Below are 22,669 nucleotides of genomic sequence, written 5' to 3'. Positions count from 1 at the left end.
ACCTGACCGGCCGGCCCCTCAGCACACCAACGGTCAGTCGTAGCCGAGTTCGTGCAGGCGGTCGTCGTCGATGCCGAAGTGGTGCGCGATCTCGTGGACGACGGTCACGTGCACCTCTTCCACGACCTCTTCGTACGAGTCGCAGATCCGCAGAGTCGGGTTCATGAAGATGGTGATCCGGTCCGGGAGCACGCCTCCGTAGCTGTGGTCCCGGTCGGTGAGCGGGGTCCCGTCGTAGAGCCCGAGCAGGTCCCTCGGCTCCTCCGGAGGCGGGTCGTCTTCGACGAAGACCGCCACGTTGTCGATGAGGCTGGCAAGCTCGCCCGGGATCTCGTCGAGGGCGAGGCCCACGAGTTCCTCGAACTGCTCCCGGTTGATGTCGAGCACATAACCATTCTGGGCTGGGCAAATCGGTCTGGGTTGGCAGGGGGCCTCGACCCGCCGCATGATCGGCGAGCCAGCACAAGTCGCCAGAGTGGGGTACAACGGTGGGGATGCCCGCCCCACGACAGGTATCCGAACTCCTCCCCCGCGCGACCAGGTTCGCCTCGAAGCTCGGACACTTCGCGCGGGTACTTGTGCGACTCCTCGCTCTGGTGGCGATCTACCTGCGCCGGCCCGCACTGGTCACCGGCGTCGTGATCCTCGCCGCGGGTGGCGCGGGCTTCGGCATGTCGTTGCTCGGCGCCACCTCACGCCCGATCGGGCCGGTCGAGACGACGATGCGCCTCGTACCCGCGACGCACGGCGAGTCCGTCCTCTCCCTGCCCCCGCTCGGCACGCTCGCCCTGGACACCCATGACGGCCCGCTGCGGCTCGAGGTCGACGTCGACCGGATCAACCAGGACGCCGCGGAGCAGATCTTCGACGACCCGAGCGTGTTGTCTCACCTCGAGGAGGACGTCATCACCGACGTCCGCAAGGGCGTCTACGCCACCGCCGGCCGTGGCCTGGTCGCCGGGACCGCGTGCGCGATGCTGGTCACGCTGATCGCCGTACGCCGGCCACGTCCGACGCTCGCCGTCGGCGGTGCCGCCGCGGTGGCGATCACCGCGATCTATTCCTACGCCGGACTCAGCCTCAACCCGCGCGCGATCACCGAGCCGAAGTACACCGGGCTGCTCACCAGCGCACCGTCCCTCATCGGTGACGCGGAGGACCTCGCCCAGAACTTCAACGCGTACTCCAAGGAACTCGTCCGGCTGGTCACCAACGTCACCAAGCTCTACGACGTCACCGCCGCCCTCCCGGCCTACCAGCCCGACGCGAACGTCATCCGGGTCCTGCACGTCTCCGACCTGCACCTGGGCGAGCACGCCTGGGACGTCATCGCGTCCGTCGTCCAGCAGTACTCCGTCGACGTCATCGTCGACTCCGGCGACATCACCGACCACGGCCTCCCCGCGGAGAACTACTTCCTGCAGCGGATCCCCTCGCTGAAGGTGCCGTACGTCTGGGTACGCGGCAACCACGACTCGGTCATCACCGAACAGGCCATGCGCAGCCTCCCCAACGTCGTCGTGCTCGACGGCAAGGTCCAGACCGTGAAGGGCATCCGGTTCCTCGGCGCCGGCGACCCGCGCTTCACTCCGGACCGGAGCAACCGCGACATTCCGTCGGAGACCGAGGCGGTCGCGCGGCAGGCCATCTCCCTCGCGAAGGTGGCGGACAACTCCGAGCCCGAGGTGGACGCGATCGTCTACCACGACAGTGCGGGCGCGGCGTTCTTCGACGGGAGGGCGTCTCTGCTGCTCACCGGGCACGCGCACAAGCGGCTGAACATCACCCTCCCCAAGGGCAGCCGACTGATGCAGGAGGGTACGACCGGAGGCGCGGGACTGCGGGCGCTGGAGAAGCCGACACCGGCGCCCATCGAGATGTCGGTGCTCTACCTCGACCGGGGTACCCGCGCCCTCGAGGCCTGGGACGAGATCACCCTGGGCGGGCTCGGTCTCACCTCCGCCCAGATCGAGCGCCACCAGGTCAAGCCCGAACGCGCGACGACGCCGAGCCCGATCCCGACACCATCCGGGCCAGTCCCGGACAGCCCGATCCCGACACCGACGATCACCCGGCTCCCGACGGAGGAGCCGACATCCACGTCCTCGCCGTCGGGAACGCTGCCAGGTTCGCCGACTGGTTCACCACCGGGATTGCCGCCCGCGCTGCCGCCGGGGGTGCCCGAAGGGACGTTGACCTCGCCGCCGGCGTCGGTCGTACCGAACCCGCCGTAGGTCGACGACTGGCTGGCTCTGGCCGCCGCTGTGCCGAGGGGCTGCCCGGATTGGGCGGAAACGACCAGGTCAAACGGGGCAGCGCGACGCTCGGGCTGGTAGGGGTCCGCCCGGTTTGGACCGCCCAGCGGCCTACCCATACACTTGTGCAGTCCCTGACGGCGGAGAGATCCGGCTGGACTGCCCTCATCGTCTAGAGGCCTAGGACGCCGCCCTTTCAAGGCGGTAGCACGGGTTCGAATCCCGTTGGGGGCACGGCAACCGACATGCGATAGCATTCCGGTCGCAAGCAAAAGATGGCCCCGTAGCGCAGTTGGTTAGCGCGCCGCCCTGTCACGGCGGAGGCCGCGGGTTCGAGTCCCGTCGGGGTCGCTGGGGTGATCGGCACATTGCCGATCACCTTGTTGCATGGGCAGGTAGCTCAGTTGGTACGAGCGTCCGCCTGAAAAGCGGAAGGTCGGCGGTTCGACCCCGCCCCTGCCCACCACATTCGCACAGGTCAGCGGCTTGCATCGCCTGCAGTGAGTGCCCATCGGGTCCCAAACAACTGAGACCAGCAGGGCACGGAAACTGAGACCACCGACGGCATCGTGCCTCTTCAGCGGCCTGTCAGCGTCTGACGCTGAAGCGGAAGGTCGGCGCGGGTTAGGGACATGCGTCCAATGTGTCCCTGATCGGAGCGGACCCTTCCTTCTGAGCAGTCCTCGTTCGGCACGGGTCTGTTTGTCTGCGACCGGCGAGTGAGCGAGGCGTACGAGGTGATCACCCGCGAAACCTTCATATCCGTAGAGGCGGGCAGCCTGATCGTGATCTACTCGTTCGCTCCGAACGCCCTCGACTACGTGCTCGTTGTCGCCCGGTGTTGCAGCTCGTTTGGGTCAGGCTGGAGGTCGACTCGGACCTAAGTCAGAGGCTCCGCTCCGGGCCGACTTGTCGGCCCGGAGCAACCCGTGTTGACGCCGCCCGCGCGGCTGACGCGTGGGATCTCTGGCGGTTCGTCGAGCTATCGACGACCCCGCTGGTGGACATAATCCGCGACCCCGGACTCCCACCCGAACTGTTACCGCCGCGCTGTCCAGGACCCGACCTCGTCGCTGTCGTCGGCCGCGTGCATGCGACCGGCAGGTGCATACGTACACCAGCGACTGGCGTGGGTGTCGTCGGCGCAGCCGGTCCGGGCTGAGAGGATGGCCGCGGTGTAGGAGGTGCCGCGATGAGAGTGCTCGTGACCGGAGCGACCCGGAACGTCGGCCGGATGGTCGTCGACGAACTGTTGCCTGCGGGAGTCGACGTCCGTGCGCTCACAAGCCGCCCGGCCGCGGCTGCCCTGCCGCCCGATGTCGAGGTTTACGAAGGGTTCATCGGGCGGCCACACACCGTACGCGACGCTCTCGCCGGTGTCGACGCGATGTACCTCGCGCCCTATCCCCGCACCGCGCGGACGGTTGCCGACATGGCTCGCGCCGCCGGAGTCGGTCGCATCGTCGCCCTATCGCAGTTCAACGCGGCCGAAGAGGCCGCGAGCGACCCGGGGGGCTGGTGGTGGTACGCGGTCGAACACGCGGTCGAGAAAACCGGCGCGGAATGGACGATGCTACGTCCCGGCGAGTTCATGGCGAGCACCCTGGAATGGGCTGACTCGATCCGAGCCGAGGGAGTCGTCCGCGCTCCGTTCGCCAAGACCGCGCACGCGTCGATCGACCAGCGCGATATCGCGGCCGTCGCGGCTGTCGCGCTGCTGGCCGACGGTCATGCTGGTCGGCGGTACCTGCTGACCGGTCCGGAGACCTTCGAAAGAAAAGCGCTTGTCCGGAAGATCGCCGACGCCATCGGTCGCGACATCACCTTCGAGGAGATGTCGCGCGAAGAGGCCCGGTCACACATGCGCGGGAATGGTTCACCGGAACGCGTCGACTGGTATCTCGACCTGCTGGAGCGGTCCGAATGGGACCCGCAGCCGGCTCTGCCAACCGTTGCGGAGATTCTCGGGCGGCCGGCCACGAGTTTTGCCGATTGGCTCTCCCGACATCTGGATTTCTTCACCGGTACGAAGAGTCCGGCGTGAGCCCGGGCTCGCGACAGCGGCGTCTGCTTCTCCTGGTCGCATCCCGGTCGCATCTCCACCCGGCGTGAGATGGCGGACGTTTTCCGTACGTCAGACTGGAGCGGCGACGGACATTGAGGAGATTCAAGCAACAGGCAGGTCCGGTACCCGGCGGGGGCGACGATGGATCCCCGGTGTACAGATGGCCTGACCGCGATGATCGGGAGCAGTTAGTCCCAGACCTGTGAGTACTTCTCGAAGGTCTCCGGATCACTGTGCTGAGGGATCACACACAAGAGGTGACCGCCGGGGACCCGCAGGGTTCGGCAGTCGAGCCACCGGCTGATCTCGACAGCCCCGAGGCCGACCAGCCGCGCAGTCTCGGCATCCACGTCGTCGGTCTCGATGTCCAGGTGGTAGCGGGCCTGGTCACCAACCGCCTGGATCGCCATCACAAGTCCTGGGAACGACCCGGGGAGGCCGGTGAACTGCTCCTCATTTGGTACCGGCCGTGCCAGAACTCCCAACGTCGCCGACCAGAAGCTGGTGGCTGCAGGCGCTTCGTCACGTGGTACATCGATCAAGAGTGTCGAGAATCGGCTGCGATGCACGACAGCAGAGTAACAACGCTTGGCCTACGGACAGGGCCGTCGCAGCGCTCCCCACAACGCGCAAACTGCTGGCCGGCGTATCGGCGTCCTCGTGCTGGCCACACTCCTGCCGGCCACGTGCGTGCAAGGCGAGGACCCCGATGCGGGTTCTCACATCGGTTCCCGCAGCCTTTCTGGCGATCCGGCAGGTTCACACCAGACGGCATGAGCCGTCGGTGCTGAACGTAGCGGTCTCGCCGCGGTCCGTACTGGTCTCAGACGTGGTCTCATTCACTCGCGTCCGGGACCGTTCGGCGACGGCCGCGGATGGCGCTGACCTGCGCAGACGTACCCAGGCGGAGGCCGGTGAACGTGGCTCCGTGGCCCTGAAAAGCGGAAGGTCGGCGGTTCGACCCCGCCCCTGCCCACCACCTCTCACCTGCGGAAACCCGATCCAGGGTGTACCGCAGAACCTGCGATGACGCCAGCCGTGACGCCAACGGTGGTCCGGTGCGGATCTACCGAAGCCGCTCATCGAGCCTCCGCAACGCCGCCCGCTTCTCCTCCAGCGAGGCGTGGGCGTAGATCGTCATCGTGACGTCGATGTCCGAGTGACCCACGATGTCCCGCACAATGTGCGGCGGCGTCCCCAGCTCCAGCAGCAACGTCACGCAGCTGTGCCGCAGATCATGGAACCGGGCCTCATCCAGGCCGGCCGCCTCTCGGATCGGATACCAGCTGCGGCGCAGGTTGTCTGGTTCGACCGGTGTTCCAGTGGTCGTGGTGAACACGTAGCCGGAGTCGGCCCAAGCGGAGCCTGCCGCCTCCCGTTCGCGTTCCTGCCGCGTTCTGTGGTCGGTGAGGGCATCCACACAGATGCCGACCGGGGGAACGGTTCGCCGCGAGCTCCGAGTCTTGGGCGTGACTGGTTGGAGGCGGCCACCGACCCGTTGCAGGCTCCGCCGTACCTCGAGCGTCCCGTCCGCAAGATCGATGTCCTCCCATCGCAGCCCGAGCAGTTCGCCGCGCCGAAGACCGACGTAGAGGGCGAGCATGTACAGCGCGTAGAAGCGATCGTTCTTGGCGACGACGCGAAGGGTCCTCGCTTCGTCGGCATCGATCCCGCGGTTCACCTCGTAGGTCGGGGCGGAGACCTGGACCAGCTTGGCGACGTTCCTGGCGATCAGCTCCTCTCGTACGGCCGCCTGCAGTGCGTTCCTGACCACGGCGTGGACCTGTTGAACGAGCCGAGCCGATGGGAGCTTCTGACAGCAGCGTCCGACCGCACAGCACTTCCGCTCTTCTTTCGGCCGTCGAGCGTCGACGCGGTGCAGGCAGCACAGGCAGGTGTTGCGGAGCCTGGTCAGGTAAAGGCGTACGTCCGCCCCGGTCAGCCGGTGGAGCTTCTTGCGGCCCAGCTGCGGAATCAGGTGTACGCGAACCACCACGTCGTAGCCTTGATACGTCTTGGGCTTACGAGCCGGCCGCACGACGTGCTCCAGCCAGTAGAGCAGGAACCGTTCGATCGTCCAGCCCGTCGCCTCCGCGGGTATCCTCTGGTGCGACTTCGAGAGCGCTGCGACGAGTTTGCGGTTCGCAGCATTCTCGCTCGCGGCGTAGTAGTCCCGGCGGGCCGTGGTGCCATCTGGCATGAGCAGGTACGCGCGGGCAACCCATCGACCGTCCTTGCGTTGGTAGACGGTGCCATTGCCGTTCGGACGACGTCTCCGCGCCTCTCGCAGCTTTTCGGTCATGCCGCGGACTCCTCCTCCACCAGGAGAGCGATCACCTCTGGCAGAGCATCGACCGGCACGAGACGACGCTTGCCGATCTTTACAGTTCGAAGACGACGGGACCGGATGAGGTCGTACAGCGTGCTCTTGCCGATCCGCAGCCGCTCTGCCGCCTCGGCAGTGGTCAGTAACAGGTGTTCCATCAGCCTTTCTCCTGTCTCCTGCACTTTGTCTCGCCCCGGGTTAGATGGAGACATCGAAGCCTGGAGGAACGAGGACGATGGCAGCGCAGCGTAAGTACCCGGATGAGTTGAGGGAGCGGGCCACGCGGTTGGCGGTGGAGGCTCGGCAGGATCCGGGGTCTCGGATGGGCGCGGTGAAGCGGATCGCGGACCAACTCGGGGTGCATCCGGAAGCGTTGCGGACGTGGGTGAAGCAGGTTGAGGTTGACGCTGGGGTGGTGCCGGGGACGACGACATCGGACGCGGCCAAGATCGCGGAGCTGGAGCGGGAGAACCGTGAGCTGCGCCGGGCGAACTCGATTCTGAAGTCGGCGGCGTCTTTCTTCGCGGCGGAGTTGGACCGTCCGAGTCGATAGACACGGCGTTGAAGGTCGAGTTCGTGGACTCCGTGGAAGCGGAGCACGGTGGCGTCCAGCCGGTCCTGACGGCGTTGAAGGGAACGCCTGCTGAGATCGCGCCGTCGACCTACTACGCGCAGAAGTCCCGGCCGCCGTCGGCTCGGTCTGTCCGTGACCAGATCCTGGTCGAGCAGATCAAGGAGGTGCATGTGAAGAACCTGGAGGTCTACGGCGCGAGGAAGGTGTGTCACGAGATGCGCCGTCAGGGCCATCAGGTGGCCAAGTGCACGGTCGAACGGCTGATGCGCGCCGAAGGTGTCCGTGGCGTCACCCGGGACAAGCACCCCCGGACCACCAAGCCGGCCGCTGAGACCGAGCGACCCTGTGACCTGGTCAGACGCGACTTCACCGCGTCACGTCCGAACCAGTTGTGGGTGGCCGATCTGACCTATGTGCGCACCGCGGACGGGTGGGTCTATGTGGCCTTCGTGCTCGACGTCTACTCCCGCATGATCCTCGGGTGGCAGGTGTCGATCAGCCTGTATACCGAGCTCGCACTGGATGCACTGCAGATGGGTATCTGGCGGCGTGAACACGCCAGTCAGGACGTGGCCGGCCTGGTCCATCACAGCGACAGAGGCGTGCAATACCGCGCGTTGCGCTACACCCAGCGGCTGGAGGAGGCCGACGCGGTCGCGTCGGTTGGAAGTAGAGGAGACAGCTACGAGGTGAGTCAGCGGCGGGAATTTCACCCGCCGCTGCTCTCAGAACCCGGCGTGACAGTCTCCCGTCACCGGGCTCCCACCGTCGAACCAGTAGGCATCGCGCCGTGTTTCCAGTGAGCGAACATCGCTGGAAACGCTGACGCTATCTCGGCCAGTTTCCGGCGCGTCTTTCCCTTGGCACGGCGCAGTCGCTTGTATTTCCGCATCGCCCACTTCACCAGGAAGGGATTGATCTGCTGCTCTAGAAAGTGCATCAACCTGGACTTGTAGAAGCGCCCATAGTAGTTGATCCACCCCGATACGATGGGATTGACCATCGCGGCGAGGCCCCGAAAACTCAGACTGGTCCTGCGACCCAGCTTCCACTGCCGGATGACCCGCGCCATCGACTTCAACGCAGCCTTGCCGACGAGCGGGACGAACCCGCACATCAGCACGCCGTCACGGCGACGGATAGGGGCGCGACGAAAATCGAAGCCCAGGAACGTGAAGCTCGTCACCGGGTACTCCTCATCTCGCCCCTCCTGCTTGCAGTAGACGATGCGGGTCTTGTCCGGGTGACAGACCAACCCGAACTCCAGCAACCGTTCGGCAACAACATGGCGAATGAACTTCGCTTGCCGCTGACTGTAACAGTGCAGGACAACGTCGTCGCAGTACCTCTCGAACCGCACCACCGGATACTTCCTGGCCAGCCAGGAGTCCAACGCGTAGTGCAGGAAGAGATTCGACAACAATGGTGAGATTGCCGATCCTTGTGGAGTTCCCTTGACGGGAACGACACGACTACCGTCTGGCTGCTGAACCGGCGCGACAAGCCACCGTTTCACATACAGCACAACCCACGGCAGGTCGGTGTGTTTCTCCACCGCGGCGACGATCTGAGCGTGCGGAACGTTGTCGAAGAAACCCTGGATGTCCAGATCGACCACCCATGGGCGTCTCCAGCACCGCTGCTTGCACACCTCCACCGCGTCCAGCGCAGACTTCCCTGGACGATAACCGTAGGAATCGGAGTGGAACACGGGGTCCACGTCCGGCTCCAGGATCATCGCCACGGCCGTCTGCGCTATCCGGTCGGCGATAGTGGACACTCCGAGGATCCGTGTGCCACCATCCGGCTTCGGGATGGGAACGGCCTTTACCGGCGCTGGGAAATAACTCCCCGACGACATCCTGTTCCAGAGCTTGAACAGATTGTTCTGAAGATCCTCTTCAAACTCTGCCAACGACTGCCCGTCGACCCCTGCCGCACCCTTGTTGTCACTGACTTTCAGGTATGCCTTCCATATCAGCGTTCTCGGAATGTCAAACGACTTACCTGCTGATCTTGTCTCGCCCACGCAATTCCTCCCGTGCTTGGTTGATCGCTGGACGACACTCGACGACACGTCTCCTTCGCTCCGCGCCCATTACGGGCGCTTCATCACTACTACGAGACGTTCCGCCCTCCTGGCACGTGCCCGGTACTCTGCGGCTCGCGGATTAGCCGCTTGCCGATCTCCCGATGGGTTCCTGCTCCAATCCACTGGAACCCGTGTCGTGCCGAGGAGTTCTCCTGTTCCGCTGCAGAGCCGAAGCCAAACTCGCGCCATCTTCATGCCGGGCACCGCCAGAGCAGTAGACAGGTTTCCCTCTGACTTATCCCAGGACAGCATTAAGGCCCTAGTTTTGATGCCACCTGGCTTAACGACACGTCGTCGATGGTTCACTCTCGTTCGCCTTCTTGGCTCATACCTGCCGCCTCTCACGACGGCTTTTCCGCGGACGTTCACCACCATGGCTCATTCACCACAGCAGCTCGCGGCGGTTTGGCACCAGTACCTGTATACCGATACCGAAGGACCTACCTTCATCTCTGCAACAGCATGGTCACTGCCGATCATTCTGCCTTCTACAACAGAAAACCTCAGCTCCCTTCAGGACACACCAATGCCATGGCCGAGGCGCTGAACTCGCTGTTCAAAGCCGAGCTCGTCCGCGGTCCAGCGCGTCGGCGGAAGGGACCGTGGCGCGGGATCGACGACCTTGAGATCGCGGTCGCGGAGTGGGCCGACTGGTACAACCAACGACGCCTGCACGGCGAGCTCGGGCACGTCCCGCCCGCCGAGTACGAGGCCGCCTACTGGGCCCGTCAGGCCACCGACCCTGACGACCACGACGAGCAGCCCGACGCCCAGCATGGCCACCACCACGACGCCACCAAAGCGTCCCAGACCGATGCCGGCACGGCATCACACGCCCAGACCAACCCGGTCTTGGCCGCGGCAGGAACCAACTAAATCAGTCTCCACGAAACCCGGGGCTTGACACTTGGATGTGTCAACCGTTGGTTGCGATCTCCAGTCGTCCGGTTTGGCGTTGCTCGCGGGCGAGGGCTGCGGCGGTGTTGGCGAGGAGGGCGTCACCGGTGGTGTGCCAGCCGGTGCCGGTGTAGACGAGTTCACCAACGACCGCCAGGACCTGGTGCTCTTCGAGGTGGTCGGCGGATTCGTGGTGTGCTCTCCGCCAGTCAATGCGGGCTTGGCGGAGTTGGCGGAAGGTGGCTGAGTAGCGGCGGGAAGCTGCGCTACCTGCGCCGAGCTGCCGGCGGCAACCGCAGACTCAAGCGCATCTTCTACCAGTCCGCGTTCTGCGCCCTGACCAGCGATCTAGCGAGCAAGACCTTCTACGCCCGCAAACGATCAGAAGGCAAGACCCACCAGCAGGCCGTCATCGCCCTCGCCAGACGACGCATCAACGTCCTATACGCAATGCTCCGAAGTCATCAGCTTTACGATGCCGGCTACTCCGCCGCGGCGTGACGGCGCCGCGTGGATGCTGGCGCCCTTGACGACACGCATTGAGCTGCCCGTCAGCGACGTGGGTCAGCGGATGCGGGTGTTGGCGAGGTCGAGGTAGGCGTCGATCTTGGACTGTTGGCCTTGGCGGATCGTCCAGTCGACGAGTGCAAGGCTCCAGTGCGCCCAGTACAGGTCGTACGTGGCTGGTTCCAGCAGTTGATCGAGGAGATCGTCCAGGCGACTGATCGCCGCGGCGGTCACCGTTGGGTAGCCGCCCGTGCCGTCGGCGGCGAAGTGTCCAAGGTTGAAGCGCACCTTCATCAGTCCGAAGTGGCGGTCACCGCGTGCGATAGTGAACCAGTCGACGACGCCCGTCACGGCTCCCATCGGGTCGAACAAGAGGTTGCCTGGTACGAAGTCCCAGTGCACGAGGTCATCACCTGTCAGCTGGTCCGGACCTGTGGTTGCGACGTCCCGGATCCAGCCGAGCAGTCTCCTGCTGCGATCGTCGTAGCGCTGCAGTGTTTCGTGGAGGCACGTGCCCTCACCGCTCTGGCGTAGATGCAGCTGTGGAACCTCCACCTGCGGCCAGTCGGCGAGGAGTCCGGCGAACGACTCGTTGACAGCGACCATCGCATCGACCATCGATGGATCGATGTGCCGCGGCGGTGAACCAGGCAGCCGTTGCTGAACGACGGCCGAACCCTGGGAAAGCGCAGTGATCAGCTCATACCGCGGCACCGGGACACCGCGGGCCGAGGCCATGGCGAGGATGTCGGCGAAGACATGCAACGTGTCGGGGCTCAGGATCGACCGGGTGAGTACGCCAGGGCGCCCGTCCGGCCAGCGCACGTAGGCAGCACCACTGGGCGTGCCCAGATCCGGCAGCCCAACCAGCCGCAGGTCACTGCCTGTCTGCGCGTTGACCTCACTGACAAAGCCCTCCGCCGCAGACCGACGAGCCGAGACAGGCGTTTGTTCGTCAGGCATGATCGCCATCGTCGCATAGGACGGTGCCGTTGCAGCCCTTGCTGCGCGCCGGGCTTGACGAGACCGATTGGGCTGCACCCCGGGCGCTGAGGCCGCCTACGCCAAACCGATGCGCCAACGTTGGTCAACGACGCGGCCGCCCCGGCCATGTGCGATGACAACACGGGCTTCGGCTGCGTTGCAGCAGCAGTTGAACTAGAGCGGTCACTGAACGACGCACCTCGACGCAGACAACCCCGCCGTCGATGTGCTAGCTGATCACCTCATCGTTTCGCCTCGGCTTCTGGCTGTTTGAAGTTCCCCCCGCGGAGTGGACACCTGGAGACTGGGACGTGTGAGCCCAGAGGAAGTAGTGCCAGGTGGGAACCAAGAGCAACATGAGTAAGCGGTATACCGAGGAGTTCAAGCGGGACGCGGTCGCGCTGGTGCGCTCCTCGCCGGAGCGGACCGTCACCGAGATCGCGCGGGAGCTCGGGGTCAGCCCGGAAGGGCTGCGCGGTTGGGTCAACCGCGATGGGGCCGACCGGGGTGAGGGCCGGCCTGGGGCACTGACCAGCACCGAGCGTGAGGAGCTGAAGCGACTGCGCAAGCAGACCGCCGAGCAGCAGAAGACGATCGAGATCCTCCGCAAGGCGGCCGCCTATTTCGCCACGGAGACGATACGGTGATCCGCTTCCGTTTCGTTGAGGATCACCACGATGCCTGGGGCGTCAAGCGGATCTGTCGAGTGCTGGAGATCTCCCGCTCCTCCTTCTATGCCTGGCGGGCGGGTAGGCCTGCCGCCGAGGCCCGCGCCCGGGAGGAGGACGTCCTGGCCGGCGAGATCGCCGAGATCCACCGCGACTCCATGGGGGCCTACGGTGTCCCGCGGGTGCACGCCACCCTGCGCCGCAGCGGGCGGGCGGTCAATCGCAAGAAGGTGGAGCGGATCATGCGAGAACGCCGGATCCGCGGCATCACACGGCGTCGGCGCCGCAGCCTGACCAAGGCCGACACCACGGCTGCGCCGGCGCCGGACCTGATCGCCCGCGACTTCACCGCGAAGCGGCCCGGCACGAGACTGGTCGGCGATATCACCTACCTGCCCACCGCCCAGGGCTGGTACTACCTCGCCACCGCCATCGACCTGGCGACCCGCGAGGTGCTCGGCTGGTCCATGGCTGACCACCACCGCGCCGATCTGGTCATCGACGCCCTGCGCATGGCCCACGCCCGCGGCGACTTAGAGGAGGACTGCATCTTCCACAGCGATCGCGGCAGCGAGTACACCTCACGCGAGTTCCGCAGCGAGATACACAAGTTGACGATGCGCCAGAGCATGGGTCGAGTCGGAACGTGCTACGACAACGCTGCCGCCGAGAGCTTCTTCGCAATCCTGAAAGCAGAGATCGGGACCGAGGTCTGGCTCAGCAAACAGGCCGCCCGCGCCGATGTGTTCACCTTCATCGAGGTGAACTACAACCGCCGAAGGCTCCGCAAGGACCCCGAACTGGGCTACGTCACACCACTCGAAGCACGCCTCAGATACAGTCCACACACAACCCTTGCCGCGTAGAAGTTGAGTGTCCGCTCCGCGGGGGGAACTTCAGTTTCAGGTGGGTGTCGAGGAAGTCGATGGTTCGTTGTAGGGCGTCGATGGCGTTGTTGCGTGACCACTCCGTAGGTACGCGCTTCGCGGGACCCAGCTGTTGCGGGCTGAGCCCGGGCCTAAGCTTGTCGTTTAACCTCCCGAGTCCTGCTCGGGGTGCGGGTCTGACCTTGTTCGGCGTGTCGTTGTGGTGATGGAACGGCCATCGCCTGATGCTCTTCGGGTTCCGACCAAAGAACGTCCGAAGGTGGCAAGCGATGGCCGCGCAGATCAGTGTGCCTCATGTACCGTGTCCAGGCGAGCAGGACACCAACACTGTTGTGGATCTTTCCCGGTTCCGGGTCGTGTTCTATGACTGTTTGACCGCGCGTGCGGATGCCTTGTTCGAGCTGGCCGACGCCGTGTTGTGTGAGCAGGGACCGGTGAACACGCTGGTCGAGTTGTGCCTTGCTGCACAGCACCGGCGCGGGCATGGCGCGCTGTATGACGGGTTGAATGCCGGACGGATCGACATCACCAGGCTGAGCTACTCGCTGAGTGGGCTGCCGCTTCCCCGTGACCGGGATGGGCGGATCGTGCTGGCCGTCGATGTCAGTAACTGGCTACGCCCGGACGCCGACACCAGTGCGGAACGACTGTTCTGCCACACCTACGGCCGCGGCAAGAACCAGGCACAGATGATCCCGGGCTGGCCGTACTCCTTCGTCGCAGTGTTGGAGAGCGGACCCAGCTCCTGGACACAGATCCTCGATGTGGTGCGGCTTGGACCTACCGACGATGAAACCGAGGCCACCGCACGCCAGGTCCGTGACGTCGTCACCCGGCTCGTGCAAGCCAGACAGTGGCAGCCCGGTGATCCAGACATTCTCATCGTGTTCGACGCCGGCTACGACGTGACGCGTTTGGCTTATCTGCTGGACGACCTGCCCGTGCAGCTGGTGGGCCGGCTGCGCTCAGACCGCGTACTGCGACACCCGAAACCACCACGCACACCAGGCGCTGGCGGCCGCCCACCCAAACACGGACCCGAGTTCTCACTGCCCGACCCCGACACCTGGACGCCCCCCGATGTGGCAACAGCCAACGACACACCCCGGTATGGCACCGCAACCGCGAGCTGCTGGAACCGGCTACACCCGCGGCTCACCCGCCGCGCGGCCTGGACCGGCCACGAAGGCGAACTCCCGGTCACCGAGGGCAGCTTGATCCGGTTGTCCGTCGACCATCTGCCCGGCGAGCGTGACCCGAAACCGCTGTGGCTATGGACATCATCCACCAACCTGAGCGCTGAAACCGTTGACCGAGCCTGGCGGGCATTCCTGCGCCGATTCGATCTCGAACACACCTTCCGCATGCTCAAACAAACCCTCGGCTGGACCAAACCGAAGATCCGCCACCCCGAAGCGGCCGACCGCTGGACCTGGCTCATCGTCGTCGCCTACACCCAGCTACGACTTGCCCGCGATCGCACTGACCACATCCGTCGCCCCTGGGAACCCCGCCAACCAGCAGGCCGCCCGCTCACACCGGCACAAGTACACCGCGGCTATCGGAACATCCACCGGAAACTACCCGTCCCCGCCCGCGCACCAAAACCCAGCCGGCCAGGCCCAGGACGCCCACCAGGCCGTAAAAACCGCCAACAAGCACCACGCCACAACGTCGGCAAACACACCAACCAACCTCATGACGAAAGGACCAGAGGTTAAACGACAAGCTAAGGCTTTAGCCAGGAGACCGGCCAAACCCTCCGACCCTCATGACCCTGACGACCGCTCAAGGAGCCTGCGACGGGGATTGGACGCGGCTCATAGAGTCGAGGGCTGCTGTTAACTCTCGACCCATGCTTCCGGTGAAGTGCCCAGCATCGTCAACGACGACCAAGCGGCTGGCGGGCCAGGCCTTGTGCAGTTCCCAGGCTGTGTCGAGTGGTCCGGATACGTCGTAGCGGCCGTGGATCAGCACGGCTGGGATGTGGTTAATGCGGTGCAGGTTGGCCATCACCTCGTTGTCGGCCAGAAAGCGGCGGTGCCCCCGGTAGTGGGTTACTAGCCGGGCGAAGACCTGCTGCCAGGACACGTCCGCCACACTGACGTCCGGTCGGTGTCCGGGGGCTAGCGATACATGGGTGTCCTCCCATGCGCACCAGCGCCGGGTTGCCTCCTCCCGCAGAGCGGGGTCGGGACTGGCCAGCAGCCGGGCGTAGGCGGCGGCCAGGTCACCTCCGCGTTCGGCTTCGGGAACGAGCTCGGCGAAGCGTTCCCACTCGCGGGGAAACACTCGGCCCATGTCACGCGTCATCCACTGCATTGTCTGCCAGCGACCGGCGCTCACCGCGGCGAAGGCCATGCCGAGTACGCGTTCGGGATGCCGTTCGGCGTAGACCAGGCCGAGGGTCACTCCCCAAGAGACTCCAGCCACTACCCACCGATCGATGTCGAGGTGGGTGCGGAGCCGCTCGAGATCGCGGACCAAGTGATCGGTGGTGTTGGTCGATAGGTCAGCGTCGGGGTCACTCGCCAGGGGCCGGCTACGGCCACATCCGCGCTGATCGAAGATAACCGCCCGGTAGCGGGACGGATCGAAGTGGCGCCGATGGCCGGGCGCGGACCCACCTCCGGGCCCGCCGTGGAGCCACACCGCCGGAGTTCCCGCTGGCAAACCGACCGTCTCCCAGTAGATGGAGTGGCCGTCCCCGACGTCGAGCTGACCGCTGTCGTAGGGCTCGATCAGTGGGTACGCGGACATGCCGGCCATCCTGTCAGGGCCCAGGCTTCTGATCGAGTGGCTGAAACCACGCCGAGGATCACAGGAAGGCCGAGCACCCTGCGCGCCGACACGAGCGTGCTGGAGCGCCGATCGCGACCGAATCGAGATCCGGACGGGACGCCAGCCGTGACGCCAACCGACCCACTCAGCGGCAAGCATCAGCCACCGCAGCATGACCATCCTGAGCGTCGGCCACTCACAGCACCTGGCCTGCCTGGACCTGAAAGGCGGAAGGACGCGCCCTTGCCGGCGTACGCCGTGCCGCCGGGCGCGGGCTGTGCCGACACCATCAGGCAGTCGTCGTGGACGACGGCGGCCAGGGCCCGGGGTCGCGGCGACGGAAGGCCTCGTTGAAGCGGGCGATCGTGTCGGCGGTGCTCCGCGTGGTCATCGCTCTTCGCTCCTTCAAGTGGAATGATCGGTCTATTTCGACGGAATGGCCTGGTCGATCTGCTGTCAACGGGGTATGACGGATCGATGACGAGACCGAGCCCGGGGCCGCGTGAGCGACTGCTCACCGCTGGTCAGCACCTCTTCTATGCGCGTGGCGTCGCGGTCGAGGTCGACGTAGCGACCCAGGACGACCGGCATCCCGCGCGCACCCCGCACGACCTGGCAGCCCTCGCCCTCGGGTGGGGAGGCGCGTCATGGCGGTGATCGAGGATGTTCGCGCACTGGGCTCGCAGCTCGAACGCTCCTATCCGGTCTACGTGCGCGGCCGGTTGAAGTTCCGGGTCAAGCAGATCGTCTACGTCGCGTTCTCCCTCGACGAAGCGGTGATGGAGTTCGCGTTCCCGAAAGAGGAGCGCGGCGCGCTCGTCGCCGGCCAGCCGGAGAAGTTCCGGCTGCCGTCGGACTCGGACATGCGGTTCAACTGGGTCCACACGGAGCTCGCTGCACTGGACCCGACCGAGGCCCGCGAGCTCGTCGTGGACGCGTGGCGGATGGTGGTCCCCAGAAGGTCTCACGCGCCTACGACCTCACCCACCCGGGCGGTCCGGGATGACGGCTCCGGGCCGTCGACGTGCCCGCACCGGCACATCCCCGACGCGCTGCTCGGTCCCAGCACCAACGGAAGCACCAACGGTGGAGGGCACCTTGCCTACGACGCCGCCCACCATCGCTGGACCGGCTATTGCGAGCAGCCCGAGCCGTTCGACGCCGGCCAGCACTGGTCAGGGTCTTCGCGGTCGATCTGGTCGCAGGGCTTGTCCGCGCTGGGCGCGCTTGCGGTAGTGGAGCGCTGTCGCCGCGAAACTCGTGCTGTCGGATCGCTGACGACCGGCGTCCCGGAAAGTTCCTCAAAGAAATCCAGGAGGCGGTGTCGGATCGGGGTGGTGGTGTCCGTAGCAGGGGTGACGCCCCACAGGGGCCGGCACCAAGTAAAGGAAGCGGAACATGAAGCTGACAACCATGACCCAGGTCACCATAACGGAGTGATGCAGGGAAACGGCCACGCGTCGGATGAGGACCGCCGGAACGGATTCGAGCGCGGCGGATGGGCCCGGGGGAAGGGTGACAACGAGACCCACGCGCTCATCAACCAGACCTACCAGCGCGCCGACGCGTTCCTGCTCGGCCGGCGGACCTACGAGCTGTTCGCCGACTCGTGGGGGTCCTTGACGGAACAGCATGTCCCTGGCTGGGAGCCCGTCATGCGGGCGTTGAACACACGGCCCAAGTACGTGGCGTCGACCACACTCGCCGATCCGGCGTGGTCGGGCACCACCGTCCTGTCCGGAGACGTCGCGGCCGCCGTCCGAGAGCTGAAGGCTGAGTCGGGGGGTGAGCTGCAGGTACACGGCAGTGGCGCCCTGACCCGGTGGCTGCTGGAGAACGATCTGGTCGACGAGCTGACTCTGATCGTGATCCCGGTAATCCTCGGCCAGGGCGCGAGACTGTTCCCGGAGACCGGCCCGGATCTTGCGCTCGACCTGGTCGAGTCGCGAGTCGACTCGAAGGGCGTGACGATCCAGGTCTCCGGCCGGCCGGGCGCCCGCGGTATGCAACGGCCTGAAGTCCCTGGCCACCGAACCACGCTGCCTTGACACCCCAGGAGAGGATCTTCAGATGCAGTACCTGGTTTCCGTGATCGATGACAAGAGCAATCCCGGCAGCACCGACAGGCAGCCTGCCATCAGCGCGTTCAACGAACGACTGATCGCCGAGGGCTACTGGGTTTTCGCGGGCGGACTCGCAGACACCACCGTGGCCACGGTCATCGACAACCGGGGCGAGCAGGCGGTGTTCAGCGACGGGCCTTTCGTGGAGTCGAAGGAGTACCTCGCCGGCGTCTGGGTGTGGGAGGCCCCCGATCTGGATGTGGCGCTCAAGCTCGCCACCGAGGCGTCGAAGATTTGCGATCGGAAGATCGAGGTGCGGCCATTCCAGTGAGCGACGTCGAGAAGGCGATCATCGGGTGCACCACGAGGAGTGTGCCCGGGCGGTCGCCACCCTGACCAGGCACTTCGGCGATCTCGACATCGCCGAGGAGGCAGCGGCCGAGGCGTTCACGACCGCCGTCGAGCGGTGGCAGCCGACGGTGTACCCCCCCCATAGACACCGGCACGCAGATGCGTGATGACGACTGAGGTCTTCGAGCTTCTTCGAGTCCGCCAGATTCCCGGCCATGAGATTCACGAGTACGCAGATCGCAGCTGCAGGGGACGGCACCAGGTTCACGCTCGTAGGCGACCTGACCATTCGCGACGTAACCCGGACGGTGACCATCGCATGCGAGTTCCTCGGGATCGACGAGACGGGCCTGCAGGGCGAGCCCCGCGTCGGGCTTTCCGGCGCACGTCGGTACGTCGTTCCGACTTCAACGTGGGCGCGTCGTCGGTCGAAGGCAGCAAGGTGGTCGTCGGTGACACCGCGCTGGTCGAACTCGACATCCAGGCCTTCCTCGACCACTAACTGCACGCGTCACCCCGTTCGACCTACCCGAAAGGACCGATGACCCATGAGCAAGATCGTGCTGCATATGTCGATGTCGGTGGACGGGTTCATCACCGGCTTGGACGACGGGATGGATCACGGACTCGGCGTCACCGGTGAGCGGCTGCACGACTGGCTGCGCGCCGGCGGCGTCGATCCAGGCTCGCACCGACCTGTCGACGAGACCAACGCCACCGTGTTCGACGAGGCGATGGCCACGGGAGCGGTGATCACCGGTCGGCGCACCTTCGACCACGCGGGCGGCTGGGCCGGCGACCACCACGACGGAGTCCCGATCTTCGTGCTGACCCATGCCGCACCCGCCGATCCCGCGCCTGGATCGGCGCGCTACGTCACCGACGGCATCGAGTCCTGCGTCGCGCAGGCCAAGGCCGCGGCCGGCGGCCGCGACATCATGCTGCACGGCGCCGCGACCGCGCAGGCGCGCCTTCGTGCCGGCCTGCTGGACGAGCTGGAGCTGCAGCTGATCCCCGTCCTGCTCGGGCAGGGACGTCGGCTTTTCGAAGACCTGCCGCCCGACCACGTCGAGCTGGAACTGCTGCGTTCCCTGGACGGACCTGGCGTGCTTCACCGCGTGCGGACGGGAGACTGAGGCGATGGGGATCATCCGGCTGTACATGACCATGTCGTTGGACGGCTACGTCGTCGGGCCGCAGGACAGCATGGACGCGCCGATGGGCATCGGCGGGTTCCGGCTCTTCAACTGGCTCGACCGGCGCAACGAGCCCGGACCGAGCGGTCAGGTGATGAGCGAGGTGAACGCCACCCGTGCCGTGATCTCCGGGCGCCGCACGTACGAACACGCGCGCCGCTGGCAGGGTGACCACCACGATGGCGTACCAGTCTTCGTCCTGACTCACGACGTCCCATCCGATCCGCCGCCGGGCAGCGTCCGCTACGTCACCGGTGTGCGGGAGTGCGCCGCACAGGCCCGGACGGCGGCCGGAGATGGTGACGTGATGGTGCACGGTGCCGGCGCGGCCCAAGCACTGCTGCGCGCAGGGGAGCTCGACGAACTGGAGCTGCACGTCGTACCCGTCCTGCTCGGGCAGGGACGACGGCTGTTCGACAACCTTCCGGCAGCGCACATCGAGCTCACCCTGGACCGCGTACTGACCACCCCCGACGAGGAGGACCTCGCCCGGCGCGTCACCCACCTGCGCTACCGCGTCCGCCGCCAATAACGCACCACGAAGGCGTCCGCGTCAAGTCGGAGCGGACCAGGCGAGGCAGTTCTGCCCAGCCGCGGAAAATCGGCCACCCGACCGCTCGGCGCTAATCCCGGCCAGTCGAGTTGGTCTTCGGGGGTTACCCACGCCACGACGGAAGGCCCGCGCTCCCGACTTTGCGATCCGCCGCTGACGTCGTGGCTGGTCTCAGACGTGGTCTCATTCGTCCTCGTTCGCCGTCGTCCGTCGGTGTTCTCGGACAGCGCTGACGTGCACGGACGTACGTCAACGGATGCCGGCGGACGTGGGTCCTTGGCGCTGAAAAGCGGAAGGTCGGCGGTTCGACCCCGCCCCTGCCCACCTGCGGAAACGCCCCGGAGGTGATCTCCCCCCGGGGCGTTTGACATCAGCTCCACCGAACGCCGGTCGACAGCCAAGGGTTCAGCCCTTCCCGGGCGGCGCCGCCGTTCCATTCACGTGCCATTAGGGCGGGTCCGCACCGGTCATGAGCGGTCTGTCAGAGGTAGCTGCTACGCGAGACAGCAGCCACGACCAGGGGCCCGCGCCAGCCTTCCAAGCTGGTTCTGCGTGCGAGGGCCAGCGACCGGAGGCACCGACGCTCCGTCTCAGTTCCCGTCTCATTCATCCCGTTCGCTGCGGCTCGGCCAGGACTAAAGCCGTTGTGCAAAGGCGTGAGGCTCCTTACCCTCTGGGCCAACCAACCAATGGAGGAGTCCCTTTGCGACCAGCCGAACATCTCGATAGAGCAGTCGACAGCGTGATCACCGCGCTCCGGCCGGGAACAGACCAGGACTGGCAGACCCCGGCAGGGACTCTGGACTGGACCTGCCGGCTCACTGCGGAGCATGCCGCGCACTGCATGCAGGCGTACGCGATGCAGCTCGCCAGCCAAGCGTCGACGCACTACGTGACCTTCTACTCCCGCGCGCTGGAAGCCGCCACCCCTGCCGACGTGCTGGAACTCCTCGAGGCAAGCGGCCGTCTCCTCTCAGCCGCAGTACGAGCCGCGAAACCGACCGACCTGGGCTTCCACCCCTTCGGGATGGCCGACGCCGAAGGCACCGCGGGCATGGGCTGCATCGAGTTGCTTGTACATGCCGATGACATCGCGGCCGGTCTCGGGCTACCGTTCGAACCGCCCTCGGACGTCTGTGCCTGGATCCTCGCCCGGATGTTCCCGAACCGGCACGCCGAGCTCGAGTCATTCCGCACGGCTGATATCGATCCATGGACGGCGTTGCGCTGGGCGACCGGGCGGATCGTGGTTCCTGGGTTGTCGACGGTCGGCAGCGACTGGCGCTGGCACTGCGCGCCGCTCCCTGACCCAACGTGCCCCTGACGTGCTGGCGGGCGGCCATTACCAGCCCTCAATAGCCCACACCAACAAGGACCAGCCCACGCTCGGCGATCTCCGAATTGAGAGGTGACCTGCGTAGCAGAACCCACTCGCAATGCGTCGCTGACAGTCAACTGACATCAACGGTGACATCAACGTCCCCGGATCGCCCTGGACACCTGAGTACGCCGGCGTTGCCCCAGCCGGGCCGCCTCCGCGGCGCCGCCCCGCCCCCGTCGAGACTGAAAAGCGGAAGGTCGGCGGTTCGACCCCGCCCCTGCCCACCACATTCCCCCAGGTCAGCGGCTTGCGAGGTTCGTCGGCGCGTGCACATCGCGGGCCGAAACAACTGAGCCCACTACACCACGGACCGGGATGGCATAACCGTGCGCGGTGGACAGCGGGGCGTCAGGACATGGACATCCCACCGTTGACCGCGGCCGTGGTACCGGTCATAAAGGCGTTGTCCTCGCTGGCGTATAAGGCGACCGCCTGGGCGACGTCGCCAGGGCGTGCCAGGCGGCCCAGAGGGGTGGCGGCCACCTGCCGCTGCTTGAGCTCCTCCTCGAGCACATTCGCCATGCGGGTGCCTTCCACCGGGCCGGGCTCGACGATGTTGACCGTGATGCCCCGCGGGCCCAGTTCCTGGGCGAGGTACCGGGCGAACTGGTTCAGTGCAGCCTTGGCCGTGCCGAGTGCGATCATGCCTTCGCGGGGCCGGCGGCTGAGGCCGGTGCCGAGGTAGAGGATGCGTCCCCAGCCCTGTTCGGTCATGGCGGGCAGGACGGCTTTGGTGACCGCGAACGCCGCGCGCATCTCGTCGTCGAGTTTGCCGCCCAGCTCTTCCCACGTCATGTCCTGGAACGGCTTGATCACATACGGGGTGAGCGCGTTGTGCACGAGCACGTCGATACCACCCCATGCCGCCTGGGCCTGCTCGATCAGGCGTTCGACAGCCGCGGTATCGCGCACGTCGGCTTGAATGGCCATGGCTTGGCCGCCTGCGGCTTCGATGCCGGCCACGACCTCCTCGGCCGCCGTTCTACTGCGGACATAGTTGACCAGCACGCGCATCCCTCGCGCGGCCAGAAGGCGCGCGGTGGCCGCACCGATTCCGCTGCTCGCCCCCGTCACCAATGCAGCCCTGCC

At 66.1% G+C, this 22,669-nt stretch carries 25 protein-coding genes, 3 tRNA genes and 1 pseudogene; 20 read left to right on the top strand and 9 right to left on the bottom strand.

The annotated features are described in order from the left end of the window. Window positions 1–33: 33 nt before the first annotated feature. Window positions 34–387, bottom strand: a complete 354-nt coding sequence (locus tag HEB94_RS11340; RefSeq protein ID WP_337917610.1) for a metallopeptidase family protein — start codon at window positions 385–387, stop codon at window positions 34–36. A gap of 107 nt (window positions 388–494) precedes the next feature. On the opposite strand from HEB94_RS11340, the gene HEB94_RS11335 reads away from it, so the two are divergent. From HEB94_RS11335 to HEB94_RS11315, 5 genes are all read left to right on the top strand, one after another. Beyond that, the gene (locus HEB94_RS11335) at window positions 495–2,234 is read left to right on the top strand and encodes a metallophosphoesterase (protein WP_192749860.1); all 1,740 of its coding nucleotides are present in this window, start codon (window positions 495–497) and stop codon (window positions 2,232–2,234) included. 182 nt (window positions 2,235–2,416) lie between these two features. After that, window positions 2,417–2,489, top strand: a tRNA-Glu gene (locus tag HEB94_RS11330). 43 nt (window positions 2,490–2,532) lie between these two features. Continuing rightward, window positions 2,533–2,606: transfer RNA gene (locus HEB94_RS11325), tRNA-Asp, on the top strand. Between the two features lie 38 nt (window positions 2,607–2,644). Next, window positions 2,645–2,721: transfer RNA gene (locus HEB94_RS11320), tRNA-Phe, on the top strand. 726 nt (window positions 2,722–3,447) lie between these two features. Next, window positions 3,448–4,299: an NAD(P)H-binding protein gene (locus tag HEB94_RS11315; protein WP_192749859.1), complete on the top strand. Its 852-nt coding sequence runs from the start codon at window positions 3,448–3,450 to the stop codon at window positions 4,297–4,299. A 209-nt stretch (window positions 4,300–4,508) separates the two neighbouring features. On the opposite strand, the gene HEB94_RS11310 is transcribed toward HEB94_RS11315, so the two are convergent. From HEB94_RS11310 to HEB94_RS11300, 3 genes are all read right to left on the bottom strand, one after another. Next, the gene (locus HEB94_RS11310) at window positions 4,509–4,889 is read right to left on the bottom strand and encodes a VOC family protein (RefSeq protein WP_192749858.1); all 381 of its coding nucleotides are present in this window, start codon (window positions 4,887–4,889) and stop codon (window positions 4,509–4,511) included. Window positions 4,890–5,386: 497 nt separating this feature from the next. Further along, on the bottom strand, window positions 5,387–6,622 hold the full coding sequence (locus tag HEB94_RS11305) for a tyrosine-type recombinase/integrase (RefSeq protein WP_192749857.1): 1,236 nt from the start codon (window positions 6,620–6,622) through the stop codon (window positions 5,387–5,389). After that, complete coding sequence (locus HEB94_RS11300) at window positions 6,619–6,804, bottom strand: helix-turn-helix domain-containing protein (protein ID WP_192749856.1); 186 nt, start codon at window positions 6,802–6,804, stop codon at window positions 6,619–6,621. The genes HEB94_RS11305 and HEB94_RS11300 overlap by 4 nt, the downstream gene beginning before the upstream one ends. A 77-nt stretch (window positions 6,805–6,881) precedes the next feature. Here HEB94_RS11300 and HEB94_RS11295 point away from each other — a divergent pair, with 77 nt between their 5' ends. Both HEB94_RS11295 and HEB94_RS11290 read left to right on the top strand, forming a co-directional pair. After that, window positions 6,882–7,199 (top strand): transposase, encoded by a 318-nt coding sequence (locus HEB94_RS11295; RefSeq protein WP_192749855.1) that lies wholly within the window; start codon window positions 6,882–6,884, stop codon window positions 7,197–7,199. Between the two features lie 8 nt (window positions 7,200–7,207). Then, window positions 7,208–8,023 (top strand): IS3 family transposase, encoded by an 816-nt coding sequence (locus HEB94_RS11290; RefSeq protein ID WP_238361489.1) that lies wholly within the window; start codon window positions 7,208–7,210, stop codon window positions 8,021–8,023. Here the strand turns inward: HEB94_RS11290 and ltrA are convergent. Continuing rightward, window positions 7,972–9,249, bottom strand: a complete 1,278-nt coding sequence (gene ltrA / locus HEB94_RS11285; RefSeq protein ID WP_192749853.1) for a group II intron reverse transcriptase/maturase — start codon at window positions 9,247–9,249, stop codon at window positions 7,972–7,974. The two genes, HEB94_RS11290 and ltrA, sit on opposite strands and share 52 nt — an antisense overlap. 594 nt (window positions 9,250–9,843) lie before the next feature. Here ltrA and HEB94_RS55090 point away from each other — a divergent pair. Next, window positions 9,844–10,188: an integrase core domain-containing protein gene (locus HEB94_RS55090; protein ID WP_202896274.1), complete on the top strand. Its 345-nt coding sequence runs from the start codon at window positions 9,844–9,846 to the stop codon at window positions 10,186–10,188. Between the two features lie 40 nt (window positions 10,189–10,228). On the opposite strand, the gene HEB94_RS54480 is transcribed toward HEB94_RS55090, so the two are convergent. Then, window positions 10,229–10,423 (bottom strand): hypothetical protein, encoded by a 195-nt coding sequence (locus tag HEB94_RS54480; RefSeq protein ID WP_420481583.1) that lies wholly within the window; start codon window positions 10,421–10,423, stop codon window positions 10,229–10,231. On the opposite strand from HEB94_RS54480, the gene HEB94_RS11275 reads away from it, so the two are divergent. Next, window positions 10,405–10,710 (top strand): hypothetical protein, encoded by a 306-nt coding sequence (locus HEB94_RS11275; RefSeq protein ID WP_192749852.1) that lies wholly within the window; start codon window positions 10,405–10,407, stop codon window positions 10,708–10,710. The genes HEB94_RS54480 and HEB94_RS11275 overlap by 19 nt on opposite strands. A gap of 63 nt (window positions 10,711–10,773) precedes the next feature. Here the strand turns inward: HEB94_RS11275 and HEB94_RS11270 are convergent, their stop codons facing one another. Then, on the bottom strand, window positions 10,774–11,679 hold the full coding sequence (locus tag HEB94_RS11270) for an aminoglycoside phosphotransferase family protein (protein WP_192749851.1): 906 nt from the start codon (window positions 11,677–11,679) through the stop codon (window positions 10,774–10,776). Between the two features lie 377 nt (window positions 11,680–12,056). On the opposite strand from HEB94_RS11270, the gene HEB94_RS54475 reads away from it, so the two are divergent. From HEB94_RS54475 to HEB94_RS11260, 3 genes are all read left to right on the top strand, one after another. Further along, window positions 12,057–12,347: a transposase gene (locus HEB94_RS54475; protein ID WP_345483072.1), complete on the top strand. Its 291-nt coding sequence runs from the start codon at window positions 12,057–12,059 to the stop codon at window positions 12,345–12,347. Beyond that, complete coding sequence (locus HEB94_RS11265; protein WP_420481525.1) at window positions 12,344–13,234, top strand: IS3 family transposase; 891 nt, start codon at window positions 12,344–12,346, stop codon at window positions 13,232–13,234. The genes HEB94_RS54475 and HEB94_RS11265 overlap by 4 nt, the downstream gene beginning before the upstream one ends. Before the next feature lie 353 nt (window positions 13,235–13,587). Beyond that, entirely contained in the window at window positions 13,588–14,976 is a 1,389-nt protein-coding gene (locus HEB94_RS11260; protein WP_337917608.1) for an NF041680 family putative transposase, read from the top strand. 67 nt (window positions 14,977–15,043) lie between these two features. On the opposite strand, the gene pip is transcribed toward HEB94_RS11260, so the two are convergent. Continuing rightward, window positions 15,044–16,015 carry a prolyl aminopeptidase gene (gene pip, locus HEB94_RS11255; RefSeq protein WP_192749848.1) on the bottom strand — a complete coding sequence of 324 codons (972 nt, stop codon included), beginning with the start codon at window positions 16,013–16,015 and terminating at the stop codon, window positions 15,044–15,046. Between the two features lie 498 nt (window positions 16,016–16,513). Here pip and HEB94_RS11250 point away from each other — a divergent pair, with 498 nt between their 5' ends. The 8 genes and pseudogenes from HEB94_RS11250 to HEB94_RS11215 all read left to right on the top strand — a co-directional run bounded on the left by HEB94_RS11250 (window position 16,514) and on the right by HEB94_RS11215 (window position 21,523). Continuing rightward, window positions 16,514–16,693, top strand: coding sequence for a hypothetical protein (locus HEB94_RS11250; protein ID WP_192749847.1), 180 nt, complete (start codon window positions 16,514–16,516; stop codon window positions 16,691–16,693). Further along, on the top strand, window positions 16,684–18,084 hold the full coding sequence (locus HEB94_RS50475; protein ID WP_238361488.1) for a dihydrofolate reductase family protein: 1,401 nt from the start codon (window positions 16,684–16,686) through the stop codon (window positions 18,082–18,084). Before HEB94_RS11250 ends, HEB94_RS50475 begins: the two co-directional genes overlap by 10 nt. 22 nt (window positions 18,085–18,106) lie before the next feature. Beyond that, a complete protein-coding gene (locus HEB94_RS11240; protein WP_192749846.1) occupies window positions 18,107–18,430 on the top strand; it encodes a YciI family protein in 324 nt (107 codons plus the stop codon). A 25-nt stretch (window positions 18,431–18,455) separates the two neighbouring features. Next, window positions 18,456–18,617 (top strand): hypothetical protein, encoded by a 162-nt coding sequence (locus HEB94_RS11235; protein WP_420481524.1) that lies wholly within the window; start codon window positions 18,456–18,458, stop codon window positions 18,615–18,617. Between the two features lie 6 nt (window positions 18,618–18,623). Continuing rightward, window positions 18,624–18,788: pseudogene (locus HEB94_RS54470) on the top strand (YceI family protein); the annotation flags it as partial. Between the two features lie 210 nt (window positions 18,789–18,998). Beyond that, entirely contained in the window at window positions 18,999–19,586 is a 588-nt protein-coding gene (locus tag HEB94_RS11225) for a dihydrofolate reductase family protein (protein WP_192749845.1), read from the top strand. Window positions 19,587–19,590: 4 nt separating this feature from the next. Further along, window positions 19,591–20,178 carry a dihydrofolate reductase family protein gene (locus HEB94_RS11220; RefSeq protein WP_192749844.1) on the top strand — a complete coding sequence of 196 codons (588 nt, stop codon included), beginning with the start codon at window positions 19,591–19,593 and terminating at the stop codon, window positions 20,176–20,178. 490 nt (window positions 20,179–20,668) lie between these two features. Further along, window positions 20,669–21,523 (top strand): maleylpyruvate isomerase family mycothiol-dependent enzyme, encoded by an 855-nt coding sequence (locus tag HEB94_RS11215; RefSeq protein ID WP_192749843.1) that lies wholly within the window; start codon window positions 20,669–20,671, stop codon window positions 21,521–21,523. Window positions 21,524–21,928: 405 nt separating this feature from the next. Here the strand turns inward: HEB94_RS11215 and HEB94_RS11210 are convergent, their stop codons facing one another. Further along, complete coding sequence (locus HEB94_RS11210) at window positions 21,929–22,654, bottom strand: SDR family NAD(P)-dependent oxidoreductase (RefSeq protein WP_337918521.1); 726 nt, start codon at window positions 22,652–22,654, stop codon at window positions 21,929–21,931. Window positions 22,655–22,669: the final 15 nt, after the last annotated feature.

Source organism: Actinopolymorpha pittospori, from assembly GCF_014873875.1.
Lineage (GTDB): Bacteria > Actinomycetota > Actinomycetes > Propionibacteriales > Actinopolymorphaceae > Actinopolymorpha > Actinopolymorpha pittospori.
The sequence above is the reverse complement of the archived record's forward strand: the minus strand, read 5'-3'. Positions and strand labels throughout refer to the sequence as shown.